Annotated in this window: 23 protein-coding genes, 2 tRNA genes and 4 pseudogenes; 14 read left to right on the top strand and 15 right to left on the bottom strand. The window is 41.8% G+C overall.

Annotated features, from left to right (window positions below; translation table 11 throughout):
- Positions 1–232: 232 nt before the first annotated feature.
- The 12 genes and pseudogenes from V7K31_RS12865 to V7K31_RS31870 form a co-directional block, all read right to left on the bottom strand.
- Positions 233–607, bottom strand: coding sequence for an iron-sulfur cluster assembly accessory protein (locus V7K31_RS12865; RefSeq protein WP_335094752.1), 375 nt, complete (start codon positions 605–607; stop codon positions 233–235).
- A 91-nt stretch (positions 608–698) separates the two neighbouring features.
- Positions 699–1,502 carry a HesA/MoeB/ThiF family protein gene (locus tag V7K31_RS12870; protein ID WP_334827837.1) on the bottom strand — a complete coding sequence of 268 codons (804 nt, stop codon included), beginning with the start codon at positions 1,500–1,502 and terminating at the stop codon, positions 699–701.
- Between the two features lie 10 nt (positions 1,503–1,512).
- Positions 1,513–1,830, bottom strand: coding sequence for a nitrogenase-stabilizing/protective protein NifW (nifW, locus tag V7K31_RS12875; protein ID WP_335094725.1), 318 nt, complete (start codon positions 1,828–1,830; stop codon positions 1,513–1,515).
- Positions 1,827–2,042, bottom strand: coding sequence for a CCE_0567 family metalloprotein (locus V7K31_RS12880; RefSeq protein WP_335094726.1), 216 nt, complete (start codon positions 2,040–2,042; stop codon positions 1,827–1,829). Before V7K31_RS12880 ends, nifW begins: the two co-directional genes overlap by 4 nt.
- A gap of 128 nt (positions 2,043–2,170) precedes the next feature.
- Positions 2,171–2,647 (bottom strand): NifX-associated nitrogen fixation protein, encoded by a 477-nt coding sequence (locus V7K31_RS12885; RefSeq protein WP_335094727.1) that lies wholly within the window; start codon positions 2,645–2,647, stop codon positions 2,171–2,173.
- Positions 2,644–3,057: a nitrogen fixation protein NifX gene (nifX, locus tag V7K31_RS12890; protein ID WP_335094728.1), complete on the bottom strand. Its 414-nt coding sequence runs from the start codon at positions 3,055–3,057 to the stop codon at positions 2,644–2,646. Before nifX ends, V7K31_RS12885 begins: the two co-directional genes overlap by 4 nt.
- A gap of 217 nt (positions 3,058–3,274) precedes the next feature.
- Positions 3,275–4,612, bottom strand: a complete 1,338-nt coding sequence (gene nifN, locus V7K31_RS12895; protein WP_335094729.1) for a nitrogenase iron-molybdenum cofactor biosynthesis protein NifN — start codon at positions 4,610–4,612, stop codon at positions 3,275–3,277.
- Positions 4,613–4,776: 164 nt separating this feature from the next.
- A complete protein-coding gene (nifE, locus tag V7K31_RS12900) occupies positions 4,777–6,156 on the bottom strand; it encodes a nitrogenase iron-molybdenum cofactor biosynthesis protein NifE (RefSeq protein ID WP_335094730.1) in 1,380 nt (459 codons plus the stop codon).
- A gap of 112 nt (positions 6,157–6,268) precedes the next feature.
- Positions 6,269–6,610: a Mo-dependent nitrogenase C-terminal domain-containing protein gene (locus V7K31_RS12905; protein ID WP_335094731.1), complete on the bottom strand. Its 342-nt coding sequence runs from the start codon at positions 6,608–6,610 to the stop codon at positions 6,269–6,271.
- A 12-nt stretch (positions 6,611–6,622) separates the two neighbouring features.
- On the bottom strand, positions 6,623–6,790 hold the full coding sequence (locus tag V7K31_RS12910; protein ID WP_335094732.1) for a hypothetical protein: 168 nt from the start codon (positions 6,788–6,790) through the stop codon (positions 6,623–6,625).
- 54 nt (positions 6,791–6,844) lie between these two features.
- Positions 6,845–8,380: a nitrogenase molybdenum-iron protein subunit beta gene (nifK, locus tag V7K31_RS12915; RefSeq protein ID WP_335094733.1), complete on the bottom strand. Its 1,536-nt coding sequence runs from the start codon at positions 8,378–8,380 to the stop codon at positions 6,845–6,847.
- 250 nt (positions 8,381–8,630) lie between these two features.
- Positions 8,631–8,801: pseudogene (locus V7K31_RS31870) on the bottom strand (nitrogenase molybdenum-iron protein alpha chain); the annotation flags it as partial.
- A 317-nt stretch (positions 8,802–9,118) separates the two neighbouring features.
- Here V7K31_RS31870 and V7K31_RS12925 point away from each other — a divergent pair.
- The 4 genes and pseudogenes from V7K31_RS12925 to V7K31_RS12940 all read left to right on the top strand — a co-directional run.
- Positions 9,119–10,462 (top strand): annotated as a pseudogene (locus V7K31_RS12925) (site-specific integrase); the annotation flags it as partial.
- Between the two features lie 85 nt (positions 10,463–10,547).
- Positions 10,548–10,655 (top strand): DUF433 domain-containing protein, encoded by a 108-nt coding sequence (locus tag V7K31_RS12930; RefSeq protein ID WP_335094735.1) that lies wholly within the window; start codon positions 10,548–10,550, stop codon positions 10,653–10,655.
- A 39-nt stretch (positions 10,656–10,694) separates the two neighbouring features.
- Positions 10,695–10,832, top strand: a complete 138-nt coding sequence (locus V7K31_RS12935; protein WP_335094736.1) for a hypothetical protein — start codon at positions 10,695–10,697, stop codon at positions 10,830–10,832.
- Positions 10,829–11,074, top strand: a complete 246-nt coding sequence (locus V7K31_RS12940) for a DUF5615 family PIN-like protein (RefSeq protein ID WP_335094737.1) — start codon at positions 10,829–10,831, stop codon at positions 11,072–11,074. Before V7K31_RS12935 ends, V7K31_RS12940 begins: the two co-directional genes overlap by 4 nt.
- Here V7K31_RS12940 and V7K31_RS12945 read toward each other — a convergent pair whose 3' ends face one another.
- A complete protein-coding gene (locus V7K31_RS12945; RefSeq protein ID WP_335094738.1) occupies positions 11,075–11,875 on the bottom strand; it encodes a tellurite resistance TerB family protein in 801 nt (266 codons plus the stop codon).
- A gap of 137 nt (positions 11,876–12,012) precedes the next feature.
- On the opposite strand from V7K31_RS12945, the pseudogene V7K31_RS12950 reads away from it, so the two are divergent.
- Positions 12,013–12,318 (top strand): annotated as a pseudogene (locus tag V7K31_RS12950) (XisI protein).
- A gap of 488 nt (positions 12,319–12,806) precedes the next feature.
- On the top strand, positions 12,807–13,178 hold the full coding sequence (locus tag V7K31_RS12955; protein WP_335094739.1) for a hypothetical protein: 372 nt from the start codon (positions 12,807–12,809) through the stop codon (positions 13,176–13,178).
- 45 nt (positions 13,179–13,223) lie between these two features.
- On the opposite strand, the pseudogene V7K31_RS12960 reads toward V7K31_RS12955, so the two are convergent.
- Positions 13,224–13,378 (bottom strand): annotated as a pseudogene (locus V7K31_RS12960) (Uma2 family endonuclease); the annotation flags it as partial.
- A 21-nt stretch (positions 13,379–13,399) separates the two neighbouring features.
- Positions 13,400–14,002, bottom strand: coding sequence for a hypothetical protein (locus V7K31_RS12965; RefSeq protein ID WP_335094740.1), 603 nt, complete (start codon positions 14,000–14,002; stop codon positions 13,400–13,402).
- 248 nt (positions 14,003–14,250) lie between these two features.
- Between V7K31_RS12965 and V7K31_RS12970 the strand changes: the two genes are divergently transcribed.
- The 8 genes from V7K31_RS12970 (at position 14,251) to V7K31_RS13005 (ending at position 18,949) form a co-directional block, all read left to right on the top strand.
- Complete coding sequence (locus V7K31_RS12970) at positions 14,251–14,667, top strand: XisH family protein (protein ID WP_335094741.1); 417 nt, start codon at positions 14,251–14,253, stop codon at positions 14,665–14,667.
- Positions 14,655–14,990 carry a XisI protein gene (locus V7K31_RS12975; RefSeq protein WP_335094742.1) on the top strand — a complete coding sequence of 112 codons (336 nt, stop codon included), beginning with the start codon at positions 14,655–14,657 and terminating at the stop codon, positions 14,988–14,990. Before V7K31_RS12970 ends, V7K31_RS12975 begins: the two co-directional genes overlap by 13 nt.
- A gap of 115 nt (positions 14,991–15,105) precedes the next feature.
- Positions 15,106–15,903, top strand: a complete 798-nt coding sequence (locus tag V7K31_RS12980) for a dienelactone hydrolase family protein (protein WP_335094743.1) — start codon at positions 15,106–15,108, stop codon at positions 15,901–15,903.
- A 300-nt stretch (positions 15,904–16,203) separates the two neighbouring features.
- Entirely contained in the window at positions 16,204–16,782 is a 579-nt protein-coding gene (locus V7K31_RS12985) for a hypothetical protein (protein WP_335094744.1), read from the top strand.
- 677 nt (positions 16,783–17,459) lie between these two features.
- Positions 17,460–17,717, top strand: coding sequence for a hypothetical protein (locus V7K31_RS12990; protein ID WP_335094745.1), 258 nt, complete (start codon positions 17,460–17,462; stop codon positions 17,715–17,717).
- Positions 17,718–17,846: 129 nt separating this feature from the next.
- Positions 17,847–18,353, top strand: coding sequence for a COP23 domain-containing protein (locus V7K31_RS12995; protein WP_335094746.1), 507 nt, complete (start codon positions 17,847–17,849; stop codon positions 18,351–18,353).
- Positions 18,354–18,798: 445 nt separating this feature from the next.
- A tRNA-Met gene (locus tag V7K31_RS13000) sits at positions 18,799–18,874 on the top strand.
- A tRNA-Ile gene (locus tag V7K31_RS13005) sits at positions 18,874–18,949 on the top strand. The genes V7K31_RS13000 and V7K31_RS13005 overlap by 1 nt, the downstream gene beginning before the upstream one ends.
- Positions 18,950–19,124 lie beyond the last annotated feature (175 nt).

Raw genomic sequence — 19,124 nt, forward strand, 5'->3', positions numbered from 1 at the left:
TTCTCCTCAAACGTTATACAGTTGGTCTAATTTCCGAACTTTTTGAGCAACCTATCCTATTCTTTGCTTCCCTTCTAGTTAGGGAGAAACTAGCTAAAGCGTAGTTTCTCATAGGCTTAAGGGATGCAACGCCAACAAGAAGCGACCTCAAGGCAGGGCGATAAGCGCTTCGCTTACCGCGTCTATGGGAAGTGTCTACAATCAGACTAGACTTAGAGCTAACATCATTCCGTTAGCTGCAAGGTACACCAGTAGGCTTACTGTCGCCTGCTTTGAGGGACTTTCCACAACCACCGCATTTATCAGTTGCATTGGGGTTGGTGAACTTAAAACCGCTTTCCACCACTCCCTCAACGAAGTCAACCACAATTTCTTCTAATAACGGCGCACTTTTGGCATCAACGTAAACCAGCACTTTGCCTTGCTGGGTTACCAAATCATCTGGTTGGGGCTTGCTGGTGATATCCATTGCATATTCATGGCCACTGCAACCACCATCTTTTACAGAGATGCGGATACCTTTAGTTGCGCCATTAGCGTCGGGTGCGGAACCTCCGAGCAATGTCCGCAGATGAAATTCTGCTTTTTCTGATAAAGTAACGGTCATCAGGTCTCCTGATTTGTCGCGATTAGTTGTTCTGATTTCAGGTGGGGTTGTCAGTTGTCCTTGGTTATTCACTAATGACTCCTGACGAAAATCAACTATTTTGTGCAATACCCGTGGGTTCCATCGAATTGGATTGCGCGTGTCTCCAAGGCGCATTATTACCGCATACTGGACAAGAGCGATCGCGGTGAGAACGGCGTTTTGCAAATTCCATCCGATTCAGGTCAATTGTCAGCAATTGCGATAATAAAGGCTGACTAAACCCGGTAATTAGCTTGATCGCTTCCAAAGCCGTTAGACAAGCTAGTGTCCCAGAGACAGCGCCTAGAACTGAAAAAGCGCGCCGATCCCAATCAGGCTTTTCGGGAAACAGACAAGACAAACAAGGAGTCACACCAGGAATAATCGTCGTCAGGTAAGCCTCCATCCCGTCCATTGCGGCTTCCACCATTGGCTTACGCCAGCGCACACAGGCTTCATTTAACAAATTGCGCTCTGTAAAGTTGTGGGCACAATCAAGAGCCATATCAGCAGACTGCACTAACGAATCTACATTTTCCGGGGTGATGTAATCATGAACAGTTTCCACTTGGACGTCAGGATTAATCGCGTCCAGAGTTTCTTTAGCTTTGAATACCCTTGGCTTACCTACCCAATCATCAGTCATGAGAACCTGACGATTCATATCATCTAGCCGCAAGTCACCACCCCGGACTAAGATTAGCCGCCCAACGCCTGCTACTGCTAGGTAAAGCGCCGCCGTACCGCCTAATCCCCCCACACCTGTAACCAGAACTGTCGCTGACTTCAGGCGCTTCTGTGCTGTTTCGCCAAAATTCGGAAGCATCATTTGGCGACGATAGCGTTCTAATTCGGTAGGCATCAGGTTAACCAATTTATACCTCCTAATCAGAAGTGATTTCTGTCAGTGTGACTACATTTTTCGGCTTATCGTTAAACACTTTGAACAGCTTTTGTTCGTGGGGTGTTGATTCGATGAATACCTGATAGGCTTTTTGCAAAGCCAAAGAATATTGATTTAATTTCTCTTCTTGACTCAAGTCAGGAGAATTATCATCAATTTCTTTCAGGTATTGAGAAAACTTTTTGAGAATATGTAGACGATTTACATTTACAACTTCTAAATCGTAGGACATATTAAAGAATTGAAAAAATTCTTCGGCATCTACTAGCTGCTTGAATTGATCAATAGTTCCAGTCATTTAGCATTCTCCAATTTTTTCAGATGTTGCTTAAGTTCATCTAACTGGTGATAAATTTCATAAGTTGCGGCTGCAACATCCATTAGTTGTTTGTAATCTGTTGGCAGACCTTCAGCTAAATCATGCAGATCCATTTTCATTTGACCCGCTTTGCTGTTCAGGCGTCTGATTTGTCCTTGTAGTTCCTCAATACTTATTTCTTCTGCTTGCACAATCAGCCACTCCTTATTTTTAAGTTAGGAGTCAGAAGTTATGAGTTATGAGTTATAAATTAGGAGATTTGAATCATGAATGATCAGTTAAAAGCTAACTTAACTCCTCACTCCTAACTCCTAACTTGTTAAATATTGCCAACTTCAGGAAAGCGCTTCGCCAAATCAATGCCTTTTTTGACGTGGTTTTCTCCTTCTTCTGCTAATTTATCCAGCGAGTCAAAGCCAAAGCGATGAGCATCTCGTAAGGTTTTCACAGCTAGCAAAAGACGGCCAGAAAAAACTAGCGCCCAGCCAAATCCTTCATGGCTTAAATCAACCACAACCTGGGATATCAAACCTGTTTCCTGTTCAATCCCAGCAGCTACAGCTCGAAAAAATGCCATAATTCGAGCTTGAGTTACCGGATCAACTTCGGCCTCAACGGAGATTTCCCGCTTCTTTTGTTTAGTGACAATAAAGGGTTTTAGAATCAACTCATCAGACCAATTACGATAAAATCCATAACTGTCTTGACCACGGATTTGTTTAATTAATACCTTAAGAAAAGGTGAGTTCAAGACTTCAGTTGTAGCCGTTCCGTTAACACTATTATTTGTGGTCATACCGTTGCTTCATTTTCAACTTCATCTGCAAAGTTTGTGGGCTTTTGCTGTAAAGCTTTACGCAACCAAGGTGGAGGATTACCTTTGAGGGTTTTTACTAGCTTGGCTAGCATTCCACTAATTTCTTCTTCTTGCGATCGCGCCTTCACTGGAGTGACACCTTTCTTGATTAAACGAGCCGCAGCACTTCCACCAATTGCCACAACATAAATAATTGTGCAGTCAGTTAATGCTTCAATTTTTGGTGCCAGTTTACTCTCATTATTCTCTTCTTGGATTTCATAATTAAATTTGATACTTTCTACAAATTGATATCCTTCATCTGAAATTTCATAAACATCGATTCGCTCTGACCCTCCAAAGTGAGTATTAATATGAACTCCGTCACTTGTCGTAAAGGCAATCTTCATCGTAATTCTCCTCTCTAAAGTTTTGAATTTTGAAGCAGTACGGTTCAGTTGGTGATATTTAGCCTCAGAAGATCCCCCCAACCCCCCTTTTTAAGGGGGGCTAAATTCTTTCTTTTTTAAAGAGGGCTTAATTCTCTCTTTTTAATTCCCTCCTTTTTAAGGAGGGTTAGGGAGGATCGACTTTTAACTGAACTGTTTTAAATTTTCAAGTGTTAATTCAAAACCCTGCGCTCACAATACCTAACTCTTGGAACTGCTTAACTCTCGCTTCTTCTTGCTCTAAAAACAGGTTGCCGATGTCATACACAAGTTCCATCGTGCCTCGATAGCCAACTTTGGTAAATTGACCATTACCTAAGCGGTCATAAATGGGCAGTCCTAGACGATAAAGAGGAATTGAGAGCCGTTTTGCGATCGCACTAACATTGGAGTTACCAATCAGCAAATCAGAACCATCTACTAGGCTCTCAAAGTCTTCCAAATCGCCGATTGTGACGTTTTTAACCGGGAGCTTTTCTAAGAGGTGCGATCGCGTGGTTGTCACCGCCCCATGAATTTGCGCTCCCATCGATTGCAAAAAATGCACTATTGACCACAGCAAATCTGGTTCTAGCGCTAGGGAAACTCGTTTTGCACCGAAGTAAAAGTGAGTGTCCAACATCGCATCTTGCAACTGACGGCGTTGGCGGCGATATTTTTCGGGTACGCTGTTACTGCTCAGAATTGCCAATGCTTGGATAAATTCATCTACTGGTTCTAATCCAGTCAGTTCGCCAAACACCTCATAAGGTGTGCCAAAGCGTTCTTCCAGAATCTTTGCAGCACCGCGCATACTTTCACCCAATGCCAAGGTAAAAGCAGAACTACCTACTTCTCGTAGCTGTTTTAAGGTAGTCCCACTAACTGTAACCGCACTATAATTATCCTCTAAATGTCCATCTAGAGAAGCGCCAAGGTCAGGTACAAAAATAGGCACCAGTCCGAAGGAGGTGACTATCTCTTTGATTTCTTGTACATCCCCTGGTGTGAAGGCAGAACCAGCCAAAACCGTCACTTGTTCAGATATGATTCCCCCTGGTTGAGGAATTTCCTTAACTATGCTTTCCACAGCAACAGCAAAGCCATCTTCCAACGCACCTTTAAAATCTGGGGTAGGTGCAAAAACGATCGCTAAATCATTCAATTCAGGATGGCGATCGCGGATTGCCTTAAGAAAACCCTCAATGTCATCTCCTCTAGTTTCCGTCAACCCAGTGCTACATAAACCAATAATTTCCGGGTTAGCCTTTTCTACCAAGGTGAGAATTGCTTGCTCCACATTCTCTTCACCACCCAAAATGGTAGTGACTTCCGTCATTGCTGTGGTAGCCAGGGGAATCGCTTCCCGGAAATGCCGCACTAGGACAACTTTAGCGAAAGCAGTACAACCTTGAGAACCGTGGAATAAGGGCATCGTCCCTTTCAATCCCAAAAATGCTAAGGTTGCACCCAAAGCTTGACTTTGTTTGAGAGGATTAACTGTCAGTGCTTTATTAGAAATGGTGACGATCGCCATTAAACTATCTCCTCATTCCACAGGGCACACTTTCTCGTTTCTCGTTCCCTGGCAAAGCCAGGGAATGCTGACAGTGAGGCTTTGCCTCATCTGCTTTAAAAAGAAGGCAGAGCCTTCAGGAATGCGTTCCCAGACTCAGGCTGGGAACGAGAGTACAGCCACCATTAAACTACCTCCTCGTCCCAAGGAGCGGGTTTGCGTATTTGTTCCCAAATCGGGCTATACAGAGCTTCGTACAATTCCCGCGCCATCTCAACCATTCCCACATAACCTGCATAGGGATGGTGGCGTTCTTGGTTGATATCAAGGAAAGGAATTCTAGCTTTCAAAGCGGTGTATTGGTTACGTCCACCAGCAATCAGCATATCTGCGCCAGTGTCTTTAACCACTTGTAGCAATTCCTTAGCGTTGCCCTTCTCCAACATAATGCCATCGTTGCCGAGCAACTTCTTGATTTTGGCTTTATCTTCCTCAGTACTTTTCCGAGTACTGGTAGCAACAACTTCAATGCCCAAGTCTCTAGCAGCCGAGATAATTGACCAACTCTTGACACCACCAGTATACAAAACAACTCGCTTACCTTTGAGTCGAGCGCGATAAGGAGCTAGTGCCAAATCTAAAGCAGCCGTTTCTTCTGCAATTAGCTTTTCTGTGCGCTCCTGTAAATCAGGATCACCTAATTTAGCAGCGATATTTCGTAGACAACGATTCATATCATCGATGCCGTAGAAAGACTCTTCAATGTAGGGGATATTGTAACGCTCCTCCATCTTTCTCGCCATATTGACCAGCGCTCGTGAGCAGATCATCACGTTGAGCTTGGCACGGTGGGCGTAGCGAATTTCATTGTAGCGAGCATCGCCCGTAATTTTGGATAAAATACGGATGCCTAACTTTTCTAACAGTGGTGTTACTCCCCACATTTCACCGGCGATATTGTATTCACCGATTAAGTTAATATCATAGGGCGTTGTATGTTCCGGTTCTGCTGTGCCGACAACATATTCCAATAAAGCTTCACCGCCAAAACGGTTGCCCAGATTTTTACTGCCAATGAATCCTGGGGCAATAACGGGAATAACAGGAGTACCAATTTTCTCAGATGCCGCTTTGCAGACAGCATCGATATCATCGCCAATTAAGGCTGTAACACAAGTGGCGTAGACGAATACTGCTGAGGGTTGGTAGCGCTCTTTGAGTTCCAGAATCGCTTTGTAAAGCTTCTTTTCGCCACCGAAGATGACATCATTTTCACCCAAGTCAGTCGTAAAGCCCATTTTGTAGAGTTGAGGGCCAGAGGAAAGACTACCACGACTGCCCCAGGAATTACCAGCACAGGCGATCGGGCCGTGGACTAGATGCGCTGCATCTGCGATCGGCACTAAGGCAATCATTGCACCATCAAAGGCACAGCCCCCTTGAGCCGCGCCAGGTTGTGCCTGTTGAGCGCATGACTTGTTTTTCTTTTCCGTTTGTTTGTGCTGATTATGCTCGCATCCTGTCTCAGTCAGCAGCTCGTTGATTTTGCCTTGGGTGATTTTCATCTCTCTTATCGTACTGAATTGTTAATTAGTCCTTTGTCATTTGAATAACTAATGACCATTGTACAGACGCGATTAATCGCGTCTCTAATGACTAATGACCAATGACTAATGACTAACAAATGTATTTTGTGACATCCTCTCCACAGACATCAGCGAGGTAAGATAAAGCCCGAAAACGCAATCCTACAAATTCGTCATATAAAGGATTGAGTTTACACAATGCTGGGATATCAATAGACCGCCCAAATAATTTAATTTGTTGCTCAAAGGGACAACAACAAGGAATTGTTTGGCAAATTAAATGAGCGATGCGATTATTTTTAACCTGAATTCCATCCACTACACGGCGCAACGGATTAAGAAGATTGTTGAACCACCCTGGTTTTTTCTGGTTAGGTGGATGGTAATTAGGGTGAGCGTGAGTGTGTTCGTGAGTATGATTGATGGTTTCCATCTATTTAATACCTCAGGTAAATGCTAGAAAGAAAAAGGGAAGTTGGGGAGCCAGTCGCGTGCGGGGGTTCCCCCCGTTGAGCGAACTGGCGTGATTGGGCATTCGGGATTGGGCATTGGGCATTGGGTTTGGATATTTCCCTATTCCCGTACAGACGCGATTAATCGCGTCTGTACCCACTCCCTACTCCCCTTCTTTACCCTTTAATTAACACGTTGTGTTTCTACGCAATTTCTAACGAATCAAGTCGTAAGAAATATCTGTCTTAGAAGGAATGTTGGTGTTGCGATCGATTTCTTCAAACAGGGTATTTACAACCCAGTTGAGCAAGTTGATCACACCTTGATAACCAATAGTGGTGTAGCGGTGTAAGTGGTGACGATCCATGATGGGATAGCCAATTCTCACTAAGGGAGTCTTAGTGTCGCGCCACAGGTATTTACCGTAGGTGTTACCAACAAGGAAATCTACGGGTTCGGTGAACATCAAAGAACGCATATGCCACAGGTCTTTACCAGGCCAAAGAGTTGCATTCTTACCGAATGGGCTAGAAGCAAGCAGTTCTTTCATTTCTGCTTCAAATACTTCGTTGCTGTTATGAACCAAGATATGCACAGGTTCAGCACCCATTTCTAGCATAAAGCCAACTACGCTGTATACTAAATCTGGTTCGCCGTAGATAGCGAAGCGCTTGCCGTGAATCCATGAGTGGGAGTCAGTCATGGCATCAACTGCCCGGCCGCGTTCAATTTCCAATTCTTCGGGAATAGGTATACCACTCAGTTCGCTGAGTTTCATCAATAACTCATCAGTACCCTTAATACCCCAAGGACGGCAAACTGAGGTTGGTTGCTTCCACTCTTTTTCAATGTACTCGCGGGTTTTGAGGGTTGAGTGTGCTTGCAGAGCGATCGTTGCTTTAGCATTAATTGAATCTGCTGCATCTTCTAGCTTTGTACCACCTGGATACATATCGAACTCACCTGTGTTTGGTGAATCCAGGTAGTCGCTGTTGTCGGCTAGAATGGTGTAGTCAAAGCCAAACAAGGAAGCGATCCGCTTGATTTCGCGGTTGTTGCCTACGTAGGTGTCAAAACCTGGGATGAAGTTGATCTTACCATTGCTGGTTTCTTTCTTATGTCCTGCTGTCAGGTTAGAAAGAATTCCCTTCATCATGTTGTCGTAACCAGTGATGTGGGAGCCGACAAAGCTAGGGGTGTGAGCGTAGGGTACTGGGAAATCTTGAGGAACTGAACCAGCTTCTTTGGCGTTGTTGATGTAAGACTGCAAGTCATCACCAATTACTTCTGCCATACAGGTGGTGCAGACAGCGATCATCTTGGGCTTGTAGAGTTGGTAGGAGTTCGCCAAGCCGTCAATCATGTTTTGCAGACCACCAAACACGGCTGCATCTTCAGTCATTGAAGAAGATACACCAGAGAATGGTTCTTTGTAGTGACGGGTTAAGTGGCTGCGGAAGTAAGAAACGCAACCTTGAGAACCTTGAACAAAAGGTAGAGTACCTTCAAAACCAACAGCAGCAAAGATTGCTCCTAATGGTTGGCAGCCTTTAGCAGGGTTAACGGTTAAAGCTTCACGAGCGAAGTTCTTTTCACGATAATCCCAACCCTTTGTCCACTCTGCAACCCGTTGTACTTCTTCGGCTTCGTGACCGTTTTCAAACTGCTTTTTGTTTTGAAATAGCTGTTGGTACTCAGGTTGGTGGAATAACTCTACGTGGTCTTGAATTTTTTCGGGATTCTGAGGCATTTTTGGATCTCCAAGCTTACTGAATTCTTTACTAATCGAGGAATGAGGATTTGAGGCGGGAGAGAGGCGATTAATCCGGTAGAGAGGCGATTAATCGCGTCTGTACAAGGGAATTGGGAATATGATTCAAAATTCAAAATGCAAAAATCAAAAGAAATTTTTAATTTTTCAGTTTTGAATTTTGGATTCCCAACTCCCCCCTGAGGTTTTTGCCCCAGGTTATCCTTACTTATCTCTCTCTCCCATTTCCCTAAACCGCAGCCTTCTTAGCCTTAGCTTCAGCCTTCTTAGCCTGAGCTTTTTCATTCCAAGGAGCGCCAATTAATGACCAGGTTGGGCTGTTGAGTGCCAAGTCCATATCTCGTGCGAAGATGGCGAAGCCGTCATAACCGTGATAAGGGCCGGAGTAATCCTTTTTGTGGTTAAATTATTTTGAACAGTCTAATGTTTGCAGTAAGCAATGTGAGCGATAAACATTGTTCGCTGATAGCACATTTATTTTTAGACTAAATATAGGCTAAAAACACAGCATAATTAGGTTCAGGACTCATATCATGTCCGCCAGATTACCCATAATAAAAGAACCCCACCCCCAACCCCTCCCCGCTTACGGGGAGGGGAGACAAGGGGAGACAAAGCATAACTTTGGTTCTTCGGGTTTAATAAGCAATCAAGCGGACATCATATCACGCATCATCTAAATGTTGTCCTGAGCCAAGGCGATTAAAAAATCGCCCGTTTTTTTGCTCATCTCTGCAAGCACAGCAGCAAAAAGAACACATGAGAACGAAAGTACTACTAGAATTAGAGAAAATTAATCTGCGTTTAAAGTCTGCAAAGGCAAAGGTGACAATTAGAGAATCAAATGGAAGTCTGCAATTACGGGCGACGTTACCAATTAAACCGGGAGACAAAGATAGTAATGGTACTGGGAGAAAGCAATACAATCTCAGTTTGAATATTCCCGCTAACTTGGATGGACTCAAGACGGCTGAAGAAGAAGCCTATGAATTGGGGAAGTTAATCGCTCGTAAAACTTTTGAATGGAATGATAAATATTTAGGTAATGAGGCAATTAAAAAAGATGTTCAAACCATAGGAGAATTACTCGAACAATTTGAAGAAGAGTATTTTAAAACCCACAAACGAACTACTAAAAGCGAACATACTTTTTTTTATTATTTCTCCAGAACCAAGCGATTCACTAATGCAAAAGATTTAGCGATCGCTGAAAATTTGCTTAGTTCAATTGAACAAATCGATAAAGAATGGGCTAAGTATAATGCAGCTAGAGCAATAGCTGCATTTTGCCTGACATTCAACATCGAAATTGATTTATCTAAATATTCCAAAATGCCTGAGAATAATTCCCGAAATATACCGAATGATGCGGAAATATATGAGGGTTTTATTAAGTTTGAAGCTTACCTTAATAAAAGAGGTAATCAAGTTAATCAAAATGTTCAAGATAGTTGGCAACTTTGGCGATGGACGTATGGAATGTTAGCAGTTTTTGGTTTACGTCCACGGGAACTTTTTATTAATCCTGATATAGCTTGGTGGTTGAGTAAAGAAAATTTAGATTTGACATGGAAAGTCCATAAGGATTGTAAGACTGGGGAAAGACAAGCATTACCATTATATAGACAATGGATTGATGATTTTGATTTGAAAAACCCTAAATATTTAGAGATGTTGGGGAGTGCGATCGCTAAAAAAGATAACACTAATCATGCTGAGATAACAGCGTTAACACAGCGGGTTAGTTGGTGGTTTCGTAAGATAGGATTGGATTTTAAACCCTATGATTTACGTCACGCTTGGGCAATTCGGGCGCATATTTTGCGAATCCCAATTAAAGCGGCGGCGGATAATTTGGGGCATAGTGTGCAAGTTCATACCCAAACTTATCAGCGTTGGTTTTCGCTGGATATGCGGAAGTTGGCAATTAATCAAGCTTTGAGTAAGAGGAATGAAGTTGAGTTGATTAGGGAAGAGAATGCTAAGTTGAAGATGGAGAATGAACAGTTGAAGCTTGAAATTGATAAGTTAAAGATGGAGTTACTTTATAAACTCAGTTGAATTTGCTAATAAATAGTACCGATTTTATATAATTTGCTATGATTTATGGGTGATAAATTCTCAAAAGAAACCCATTAAGATATTTATGTCGGCTACTGACATTGGAACACTGATTGTTAAGTCACCTGAAACTCTAGGGGGTCGTCCCCGTATTGCTGGTACTAGAGTTTCTGTTCAACGCATCACAGCTTAGTACAAACTTGGGCTGAATGCAGAAGAAATTGCTGAACCTATGGGAAATCTAAATCTTGTACAGGTTTATGCTGCTTTAACTTATTATCACGCTAATCGAGAAGAAATTGAGGCGTATATTTATGTTGAAAAAGCAGATTACCAGCGATTAGCGATAGAAATGGGGCAAGCAAGATGAGTCAAATTCGATTATTTATTGATGAAGACTCAATGGATCAGCGATTTATCAAAGCATTGAGAGCAAGAGGAGTAGATGTTACAAGTGTTGGTGAGGTTGAAACACTCAGTTATAGCGATAAGGAACAACTGACTTTAGCAACTGAACTGCAAAGAGTTTTATACACATTCAATGTTGGTGACTTTTGCCAGTTACACAGCATCCATATACAAGAGAAACGAAGTCATGCAGGGATTATATGACTAAAGATTATCTACAGATGGTCGCAGGCGATATTGTTCACGAACACTTCTTAATAACTTGGTCTTTGAACCATTTGCTTCTAATACTTCTGCCACTTCTAAAAGTTCCCGCTCGTGTTTAAGGTTGAGGACTCGACGAATTTCCTTTACCTCGTCACGAGAAATAGCTAGCTTATCTGCCATACGGTTATGAAGTTGCAATTCTGACCCCTGAATTTTTCCATCAGCAATGGCAATTTCCCAAGCTGTACACAATATTAGACGATGCTTGAGCCGCTCGTTATTGCTTTGGGTACAAGTTTTTTCTCGATGTTCATTATCGAAAAGAATACTTGTTTGTATAATTTGGTCAAAAGTTTTGCGTTCTTCTATAGCTTTCCAAATCAGAGATTGCTCTTTCTCTCTGATACCGGAGGTAGTTATCAACCTATCTACCGTATCTTTCTCTTGTTCAGCTAATTCACCATCTATCCAAGCCATCGGTAACGCAGCAATAATAATCTCTGATAAAAACTTACTTGTCTTAGCAGCTTCTTCTTTATTGCTCCAGTTCATCAAACCGCCGTAAATTCCGATAGTTGCCAGTACTCCCAGTCTAACAGGAGCAGCAAGCGTTAGTAATGAGTATGTTGATGCACCGACAACTATACCCGTTGATATTCCAAAAAAACCTTGGACAGTTGTCCAAATACTTGCTGGCACAAATAGTGATGAGGCAACGGCTGAAGTTCCAACACCAGCCAATGTCCCCAAAGATGCACCTGTGCTAAAAGAGAGTGTATCTTTTAACCAGTATTTCAAACACCTCAAATATCAGACGCAATTAGTCGGCACTTTGCCCAAACTTCAGTACAAGAGTATCAAGTTAAGTTAATAGTTTACTATCCAAAGGTTGAGGTGATTGTGCAATGGCAAAGCTAGACTAATATCGTGAATATATTCAGAAGTTACTAACGAAGTATGGCAGTTAGAAACTTTCAGAGGAAGATGTTGAAATCCAACTGATATTCGATACTACACGAGATCATTATCAGATTTTAGAGATTGGTTGGGATGGATATGACCGAGTTTATAATTGTGTGATACATCTTGATATCAAAGATGAAAAGATATGGATTCAACGTAATATGACGGATATCCAAATTGCGGAAGAGTTGACTGAGATGGGAGTACCTAAAGAGGATATAGTTTTGGGACTACAGCCATTTTACCAGCGTCAATATACGAAATATGGCGTAGCGTGAATTTGTATAACAGATTATGATAGCGGAACCTTTGTTTAGTATCATCCCTCCCAAAGCATACATCGTCACAAAGCTGATTTACTCAAAAACAACACCGCGATAAATTTCTGCCATCGATAATGCGATCGCAACTGAATCTAAATCAAGTTTTGAACTTCTAAATTAAGTTTTGAACTTCTAAATTAAGTTTTGAACTTCTAAATTAAGTTTTGAACTTCTAAATTAAGTTTTGAACTTCTAAATCAAGTTTTGAACTTCTAAATCAAGTTTTGAACTTCTAAATCAAGTTTTGAACTTCTAAACCTGTTAATCTCAAAAAAATTCAGTAAATATACTCATATTTATCTTGGTACCAATACTCTAAAAGTTATGTAGCTTCACTCAGGCTGGTGCATCAGATCAATACGTATTATTATGTTAGATAAAGAACTCCGTGTCAAACATTATCGGAGTTCTCTATATTAAATTAATCCAAAAAGGAAAATTTTATGGCGCAACGGAGACGAAACTCGATCGCACTGACCAAAGCTGAACGACGCATTGAAGGATTGCAGACAATTAACCCTGATTTAGATTTTGGTAATGGGGTGTCAATCACTACTTACAACACTATGATTCATGAGTTACGAGAGAAGTTAGCTGCTCATAATCAAGCACGAACAATGGTGGATAAGACGCAGAATACATTAGAAGATACAGAACGTGCGTTGAATATTTATTCTGAGCATATGCTGCTGAGTGTTGCATCCCGGTATGGCAAAAATAGTGATGAGTACGGGATGGCTGGTGGAACACGCAAGTCAGATTATCGACGGAAAGCACGCTTGGTAGTAAACCAAATGGTGAAGCTTGCGGAGTGATTGTTTGAATTGGTTCAACCAAGTAGCTTATTCTTCTTCGGTAAAATAGGTCAAAATGTTCCCACTGATGCGGCTGTGTTTAAACTTCCTCCAGCTATGGGTACAATTTCTCCATTTCGATATTCGCTGCGTCCTTCCGCTTTTTCTGCGATCGCGCGATATTCATCCAAACTATAGCGGCGCTTGATGGTAGAAATCATAGGTTGTAGGCGACGCATCTATCAACTGTTTTGAACCATCCAAACTAAAAATCCGAGAATTTGTTCTACGGGTGGGAGAGGATAATCCATCAAGTCGATGGTGACTATATTATCCTCCAGCTTCAGGAATCGCCATTGTGTACCACTGCTAATAGAACCATATATTACGGCAACTGGACGATTTTTGGCGGCGTTGAATCTTTGGGCGGCAACCATTTCTGCAATACATTGTCCAAACCCTGTTCTTAAATCAGCTTTTTTTGCTTCCAAAATTATAATTGCAGGTGCTTCAATTTCTAGCACTTCCGGCGAACGACTCAAAAGGAAATCACACATTCCATTAAGTCCAACTGCCTCATCAACTGTAAAATCTTCCCCAGAAAATAAGCTAATTTGGCGATTTAATATTCGTCTAACTTCCAATAATACTGGGTAAATAATTCCTTCGGAACGCGCTTTTTCACTTGCTGAAGAAGCAAGCGGCAGACTTTCTTCAAGATATGCCGTCAGTGTAGCAGATGCTTCAATTGGTTCAGTGGCAGGAATAAATCGCCCACCTTCCTGTGTTTTTAACCCGAAAGCTTCTTTAACTTTACTGATAGTTGTAAACTGACTATAAGGCATAATTGTTATAAATCATAGATTGTAGCCGACGCCGAACAGCCCGCCGGAGGCATCGCATTAGTTGTAGGGCAACAAAACTATTTTGTCACAGATTTGGGTGTGAGGTGATATCTTTTCTTTTATACGAGATGCTGCGCGATACCTTTTGAGTTCTGCAAAGCCGAATATGTCTAACGCTTGGTGCTGCTTGAGTGGGATACACGATAGAATTTAGGCAAAGACTTTATCTTTCTGGTTAGCTGTCTACGATGTCTGCAAGAGATAGGTTTCATGAACTGGTCAAGACTGATCAAGAGATAGAAGGGTGGCTAATTACTCATGATCCATACCACATTGATTTGGGGTTTGTTGATTTTTATATTGACTTAGGTGCAGAACTGTTGCTAGCAGCGACAAAGGATGATAAAAAGATTGCTATTGAAATCAAAACATTTTTAGCAGCCTCAACGATTTCTGAATTTCATACTGCAATTGGACAATTTATTAACTACCGCATTGCGTTGGAAGATGATGATCCAGAGCGGCGGTTGTATTTGGCAGTTCCGCTCGATGTTTATAGGCGATTTTTCAGATATCCATTTATTCAAACGGTCATTGTTCGTAACCAAATTCCCCTTTTGGTATACAACACAGAAAAACAGGAGATTGCAGAATGGATAAGCTAATTTTGTATCGTGAACTAGTTCAGAGATTATTGATGGCGCGGGCAAAGTTGCGTTATGGAAGCGATCCAATAGAAAGTCAAACAATTTTTGATAGTACAAAAGACCACTATCAGCTTGTGCATGTGGGATGGAAGGATAGTAGTACCCGGATTTACGGCTGTGTGCTGCATGTAGATATCAAGGATGGGAAAATTTGGGTGCAGCATGACGGAACGGAGGATGCGATCGCAGATCAACTTGTGAGAGAGGGAGTGCCTAAGCAAGATATTGTCATAGCATATCATGCACCTCAACGGCAGTATACAGAATTTGCTGTCGGGTAACTTTAGATGTTTATTGAGTAGAGCAATACTCCTGGTATTTTTGCCCGTCGTAGGCATCGCCATGTCAAAAAACAGTCAGAATAGATGAGTTGGTATAAAAGCAGCCGAAACAAAGATGGTAGAAACAACAAACATCGAAATTAACACTTCCTATGTCAAAGTTCCTAACAATGGCTTAGAAATCGATGCTTACTTAGCTCAACCAGCACAAAAGGGAACCTTTGGGGCGATCATAGTTTTTCCAGAAATTTTTGGAATCAATAGTAATATTCGAGATATCACTGAACTAATAGCTAAACAAGGTTATGTAGCAATAGCCCCGGCAATGTATCAACGTATTGCTCCCGGTTTTGAGGCTGACTTTAGCCCAGAAGATGCTGGGTATAGCCCAGAAAGCTATCGGCTTGGGTTGCAATACTATCAACAAGTAAAGTATCAAGAGATATTCAGCGATATTCAAGCTGCCATTACCTACCTCAAAACTTTACCCAATGTCAAAGATGATGCGATCGGCGCTATTGGTTTCTGTTTCGGCGGTCATGTTGCTTATATGGCTGCAACCTTACCTGATATCAAAGCAACAGCTTCATTTTACGGTGGTGGGATTACCACTTCTAGTTATGGTGAAGATACTCCAACCATTAATCGCACCTCTGAAATTAAAGGTACTATCTATGCGTTTTTTGGTACAAGAGATTTATTAGTTTCCGAGGAAGAAAACGAACAAATTGAGGCAGAATTAAAGAAACATAACATCAATCATTGTGTATTCCGATACGATGCAGGACATGGATTCTTTGCCGGATTTTTCAAAGACCAGTACCCATTCATAACTCAGAACCCAAGTTACAATCCCGAAGCTGCTCCTGATGCTTGGAAACATGTTCTAAAACTGTTTCAAAATAACTTGTGAAATGATTCCACGCTAATCAAACTGAATAAAAAATGTTCGGGTTTTGTCTATGTAACTGCATTTCTGATTAAGCAAACTGCATCACGACGGTAGCAGCATAACTATCCCAATACACCCGACCACAAGGTTAGAGGTTAGGGTCGAGAGGTTATCTACGCCTTTTTTAGCAGATATATGTGCAGTCCGAGATATGATCTATTGCGATCGCGACAACTAAATACTAGCAATTTGATAACATTAACAAAGTGGGTGATGTCTACGACGGCGTACACCCTCTTCAGCAGAGAGAACAAAAACACTATGGCAAAGCGTAAAAAAAGCAATCTCCAGTGGATTAAGGAAACCCTTGATCTCAAACCTGATCATCGCTGGGAATCTCCATCAGGCTACAAGATTTTTGTAGCAGATAGAGGCGCTGTTCGCTTCAATGTTCCCCAGAATTGGGTTTTTGAACCACAAGAAAAATCCTTCAAGTTCCTCGATAGAAAACCGCCCAACGATGATTGCTGTCTAGAAGTATCTTTCAATCGCTTGCCACCGAACGACTGGAGCCAGTTTCCGCTAAAATCCACCTTGAAGAAAGTCATGGAAGACGACAGTCGTAACATCATTGCTAAAGGAGAAATTTTTACCGTCAAGCGCCAAACCGCTAGGATTGTCTGGACAGAAATGAAGTTCATTGACACTCAGGAAGAACCACGGGAAGCTTTTTCGCGGACTTGCATTGGTTTGGGTTCAAATGTTCAGTGCTTGATTACATTCGATTATTGGGCAGATCAAGCAGAGCCATTAATACCCATTTGGGATGAAGTGATGCGTAGTCTCACATTAGGATTATATATCCGTGACCCAATGACTGGTCTAGCTTTTCCAGACTGAACCACAAGAATGAATCGTGAGCATAAGTCAAATTGAGACATCACCGAACAGCCCGTTGTAGACATTGCATTTGAGGTAATTGTTTTGCCGAGTTGAGGCGAATTAATAATACTCCTGCTTTCAAATAAGGAATGAGTATAAATCCACTAACACAGCTAATTTCAGAACGAGATTTTGACCGATTTCAATCAGGATTAAGCATTTTTACTTCTCTTAGTGCCATTCAGCTATGAGGCTTATTTGCTCGCCATCATAGCCATTTTTATTTGTTGGGTAACACGAATGTTCAACCCAACCTACAATTATCCTTAACCCAAGCGTATTGCAATATATGACATTGACACGATAAGGTTCATTCGTAATTCAAACCTGAGAACCCTGACTTTATAGATCAATACGCTTGGGTTAGCGCCAAAAGCCTTAATCTGCGTAGGTTGGGTTGAGGAACGAAACCCAACATTTTCTACACTTTGTTGGGTAACACGAATGTTCAACCCAACCTACAATTACCCTTACCCAAGCGTATTGCTTTATAGATTACTTAAGTCATGATTAAACTAGTTACTTTTATCACTAGTGTATAGCCTTTTTAACTCCTAAGCTTATAAACATGAGACATCAAACAGATTAAAGCTTACTGAACTTTAATCATCCAGTTTACCAAAGGAGATTTAGTGATGAACATCAAACAAATTCTTGCTGGTGGAGCGCTTCTTTTACCATTTGCTGTTACTTCTATTCCTTCACAAGCATCAGCATTACAGGTTATTGTTAATTCCCACGGTCTTAATAGACCTGCTCAAATAATAGCAGAAAAACCACGACAAGTTAGGCGTTATACACCACCAGCGAAAAAGAAAGTGTTGGTTTCTGCACATTGGGAAAAAACAAATCATGGTCGTAAGTGGGTTGCGGCTCATTATGTATACAGGTAAAAATGCCTAAAACCCCAAGCAATTGGGATATCAGAAGCGAAATCTTCTTATCATCTCCCTACTTCTAGTAGGGAGAGTGTCAAATAGGAAGCAAATAAAAACTTTTTACTCAAGATTTGAGAGTTGCTGATGAAATTACCATCATTGAAAAATGTTTTGGTTGCAGGTGCGATCGCCCTCGGCGCGACTGCAACTATCAATCAGCCAAGTCAAGCCGAAAGTAGGCAAGGATTTTATTGTGACACATCAGGAAACAAACCCGTGACGGTGTACACAAATTTTAAAGGTGTTAGTGAGCCTTGGATTCGCTGGACTTCCAATTACTTCAGAGACGCTGGCTACAATAAACTAACGCGCTGTCAAGACGTGAGCCACCGCTTAGAAACTTACCGCCACAACAGAGAACTGAAGTTTATTACTGTCGGTAAAATGAACGGACAAAATGTGATTTGCACCGCTAATCAAGTCAATGGGCGCTGTGAAAACTTGATATTGACCCTCAAACCCAGTGAAGATGGCGTGCAGGCGCTAAATAATATCTTGGCTTGGCGGCAGGCAGGTGCGCCCCCCTTAAGTAAAAGTAATAGAATGCCTTACGTTGATTTGAGGGCACATCTAGGGATTCCCAAAGAATAAATTAACTAGGTAAACATCATTACCTAGTACCCAATCTGGCCGCGACCTGTTATATCATGTGCGGTAAATACTTGTGATTCCTGCGTGACATCTCTCTCAGCCCCTCCCTTATTAGGGCTACGGTGTACATACAAGTCTTTCTCAATGCAATTTACAGTTAAGTCTCATAACCTCACCCAGGTTTTGCGTAGCAAAACCTGTCCCTCTCCTTACTAAGGAGAGGGATGTCCTTTCTTGACAGGGTGAGGTTCTTTTATTATGGGCAATTCAGGGAACATAATATTAGCACCAAAACCCAATCTTAAGGCTGCTCAAAGTTTTTCCTGTGCTAGATTTGAACTGGGATAGTAACAAAGTTACAAAGCTATAGTTTAGGTTCCATAAGCCAAACTGGTGCGTCATCCTCTGGTATGAACGTATACCGCCGAGTACTTTAAACTATATCGTTTGATTAGCTCAATTGGAAGAGCAATCGACTCATAATCGATGCGTTACAGGTTCAAATCCTGTATCAAACCCCAGAAAGTTAGCTCAATTGGCAGAGCAATCGACTCATAATCGATGTGTTGTAGGTTCAATTCCTATACTTTCCACCAACCCTGTCCGGGTCAAAAGACACTACCCCGTCACGGTAGCCAATATGGTACGGGAGAAATCCCAAAACGGTTCGAGTCCGTTAAGCTGTTGTGCCTTTAATTTGCACAAATAGCGTTACCCTTATTTTTTATCCTTCTTCCCCATTTAATAATAAGCTCTCCATCATTTAAGAGT

It is taken from the genome of Nostoc sp. (genome assembly GCF_036917675.1).
Taxonomy (GTDB): Bacteria; Cyanobacteriota; Cyanobacteriia; order Cyanobacteriales; family Nostocaceae; genus Nostoc.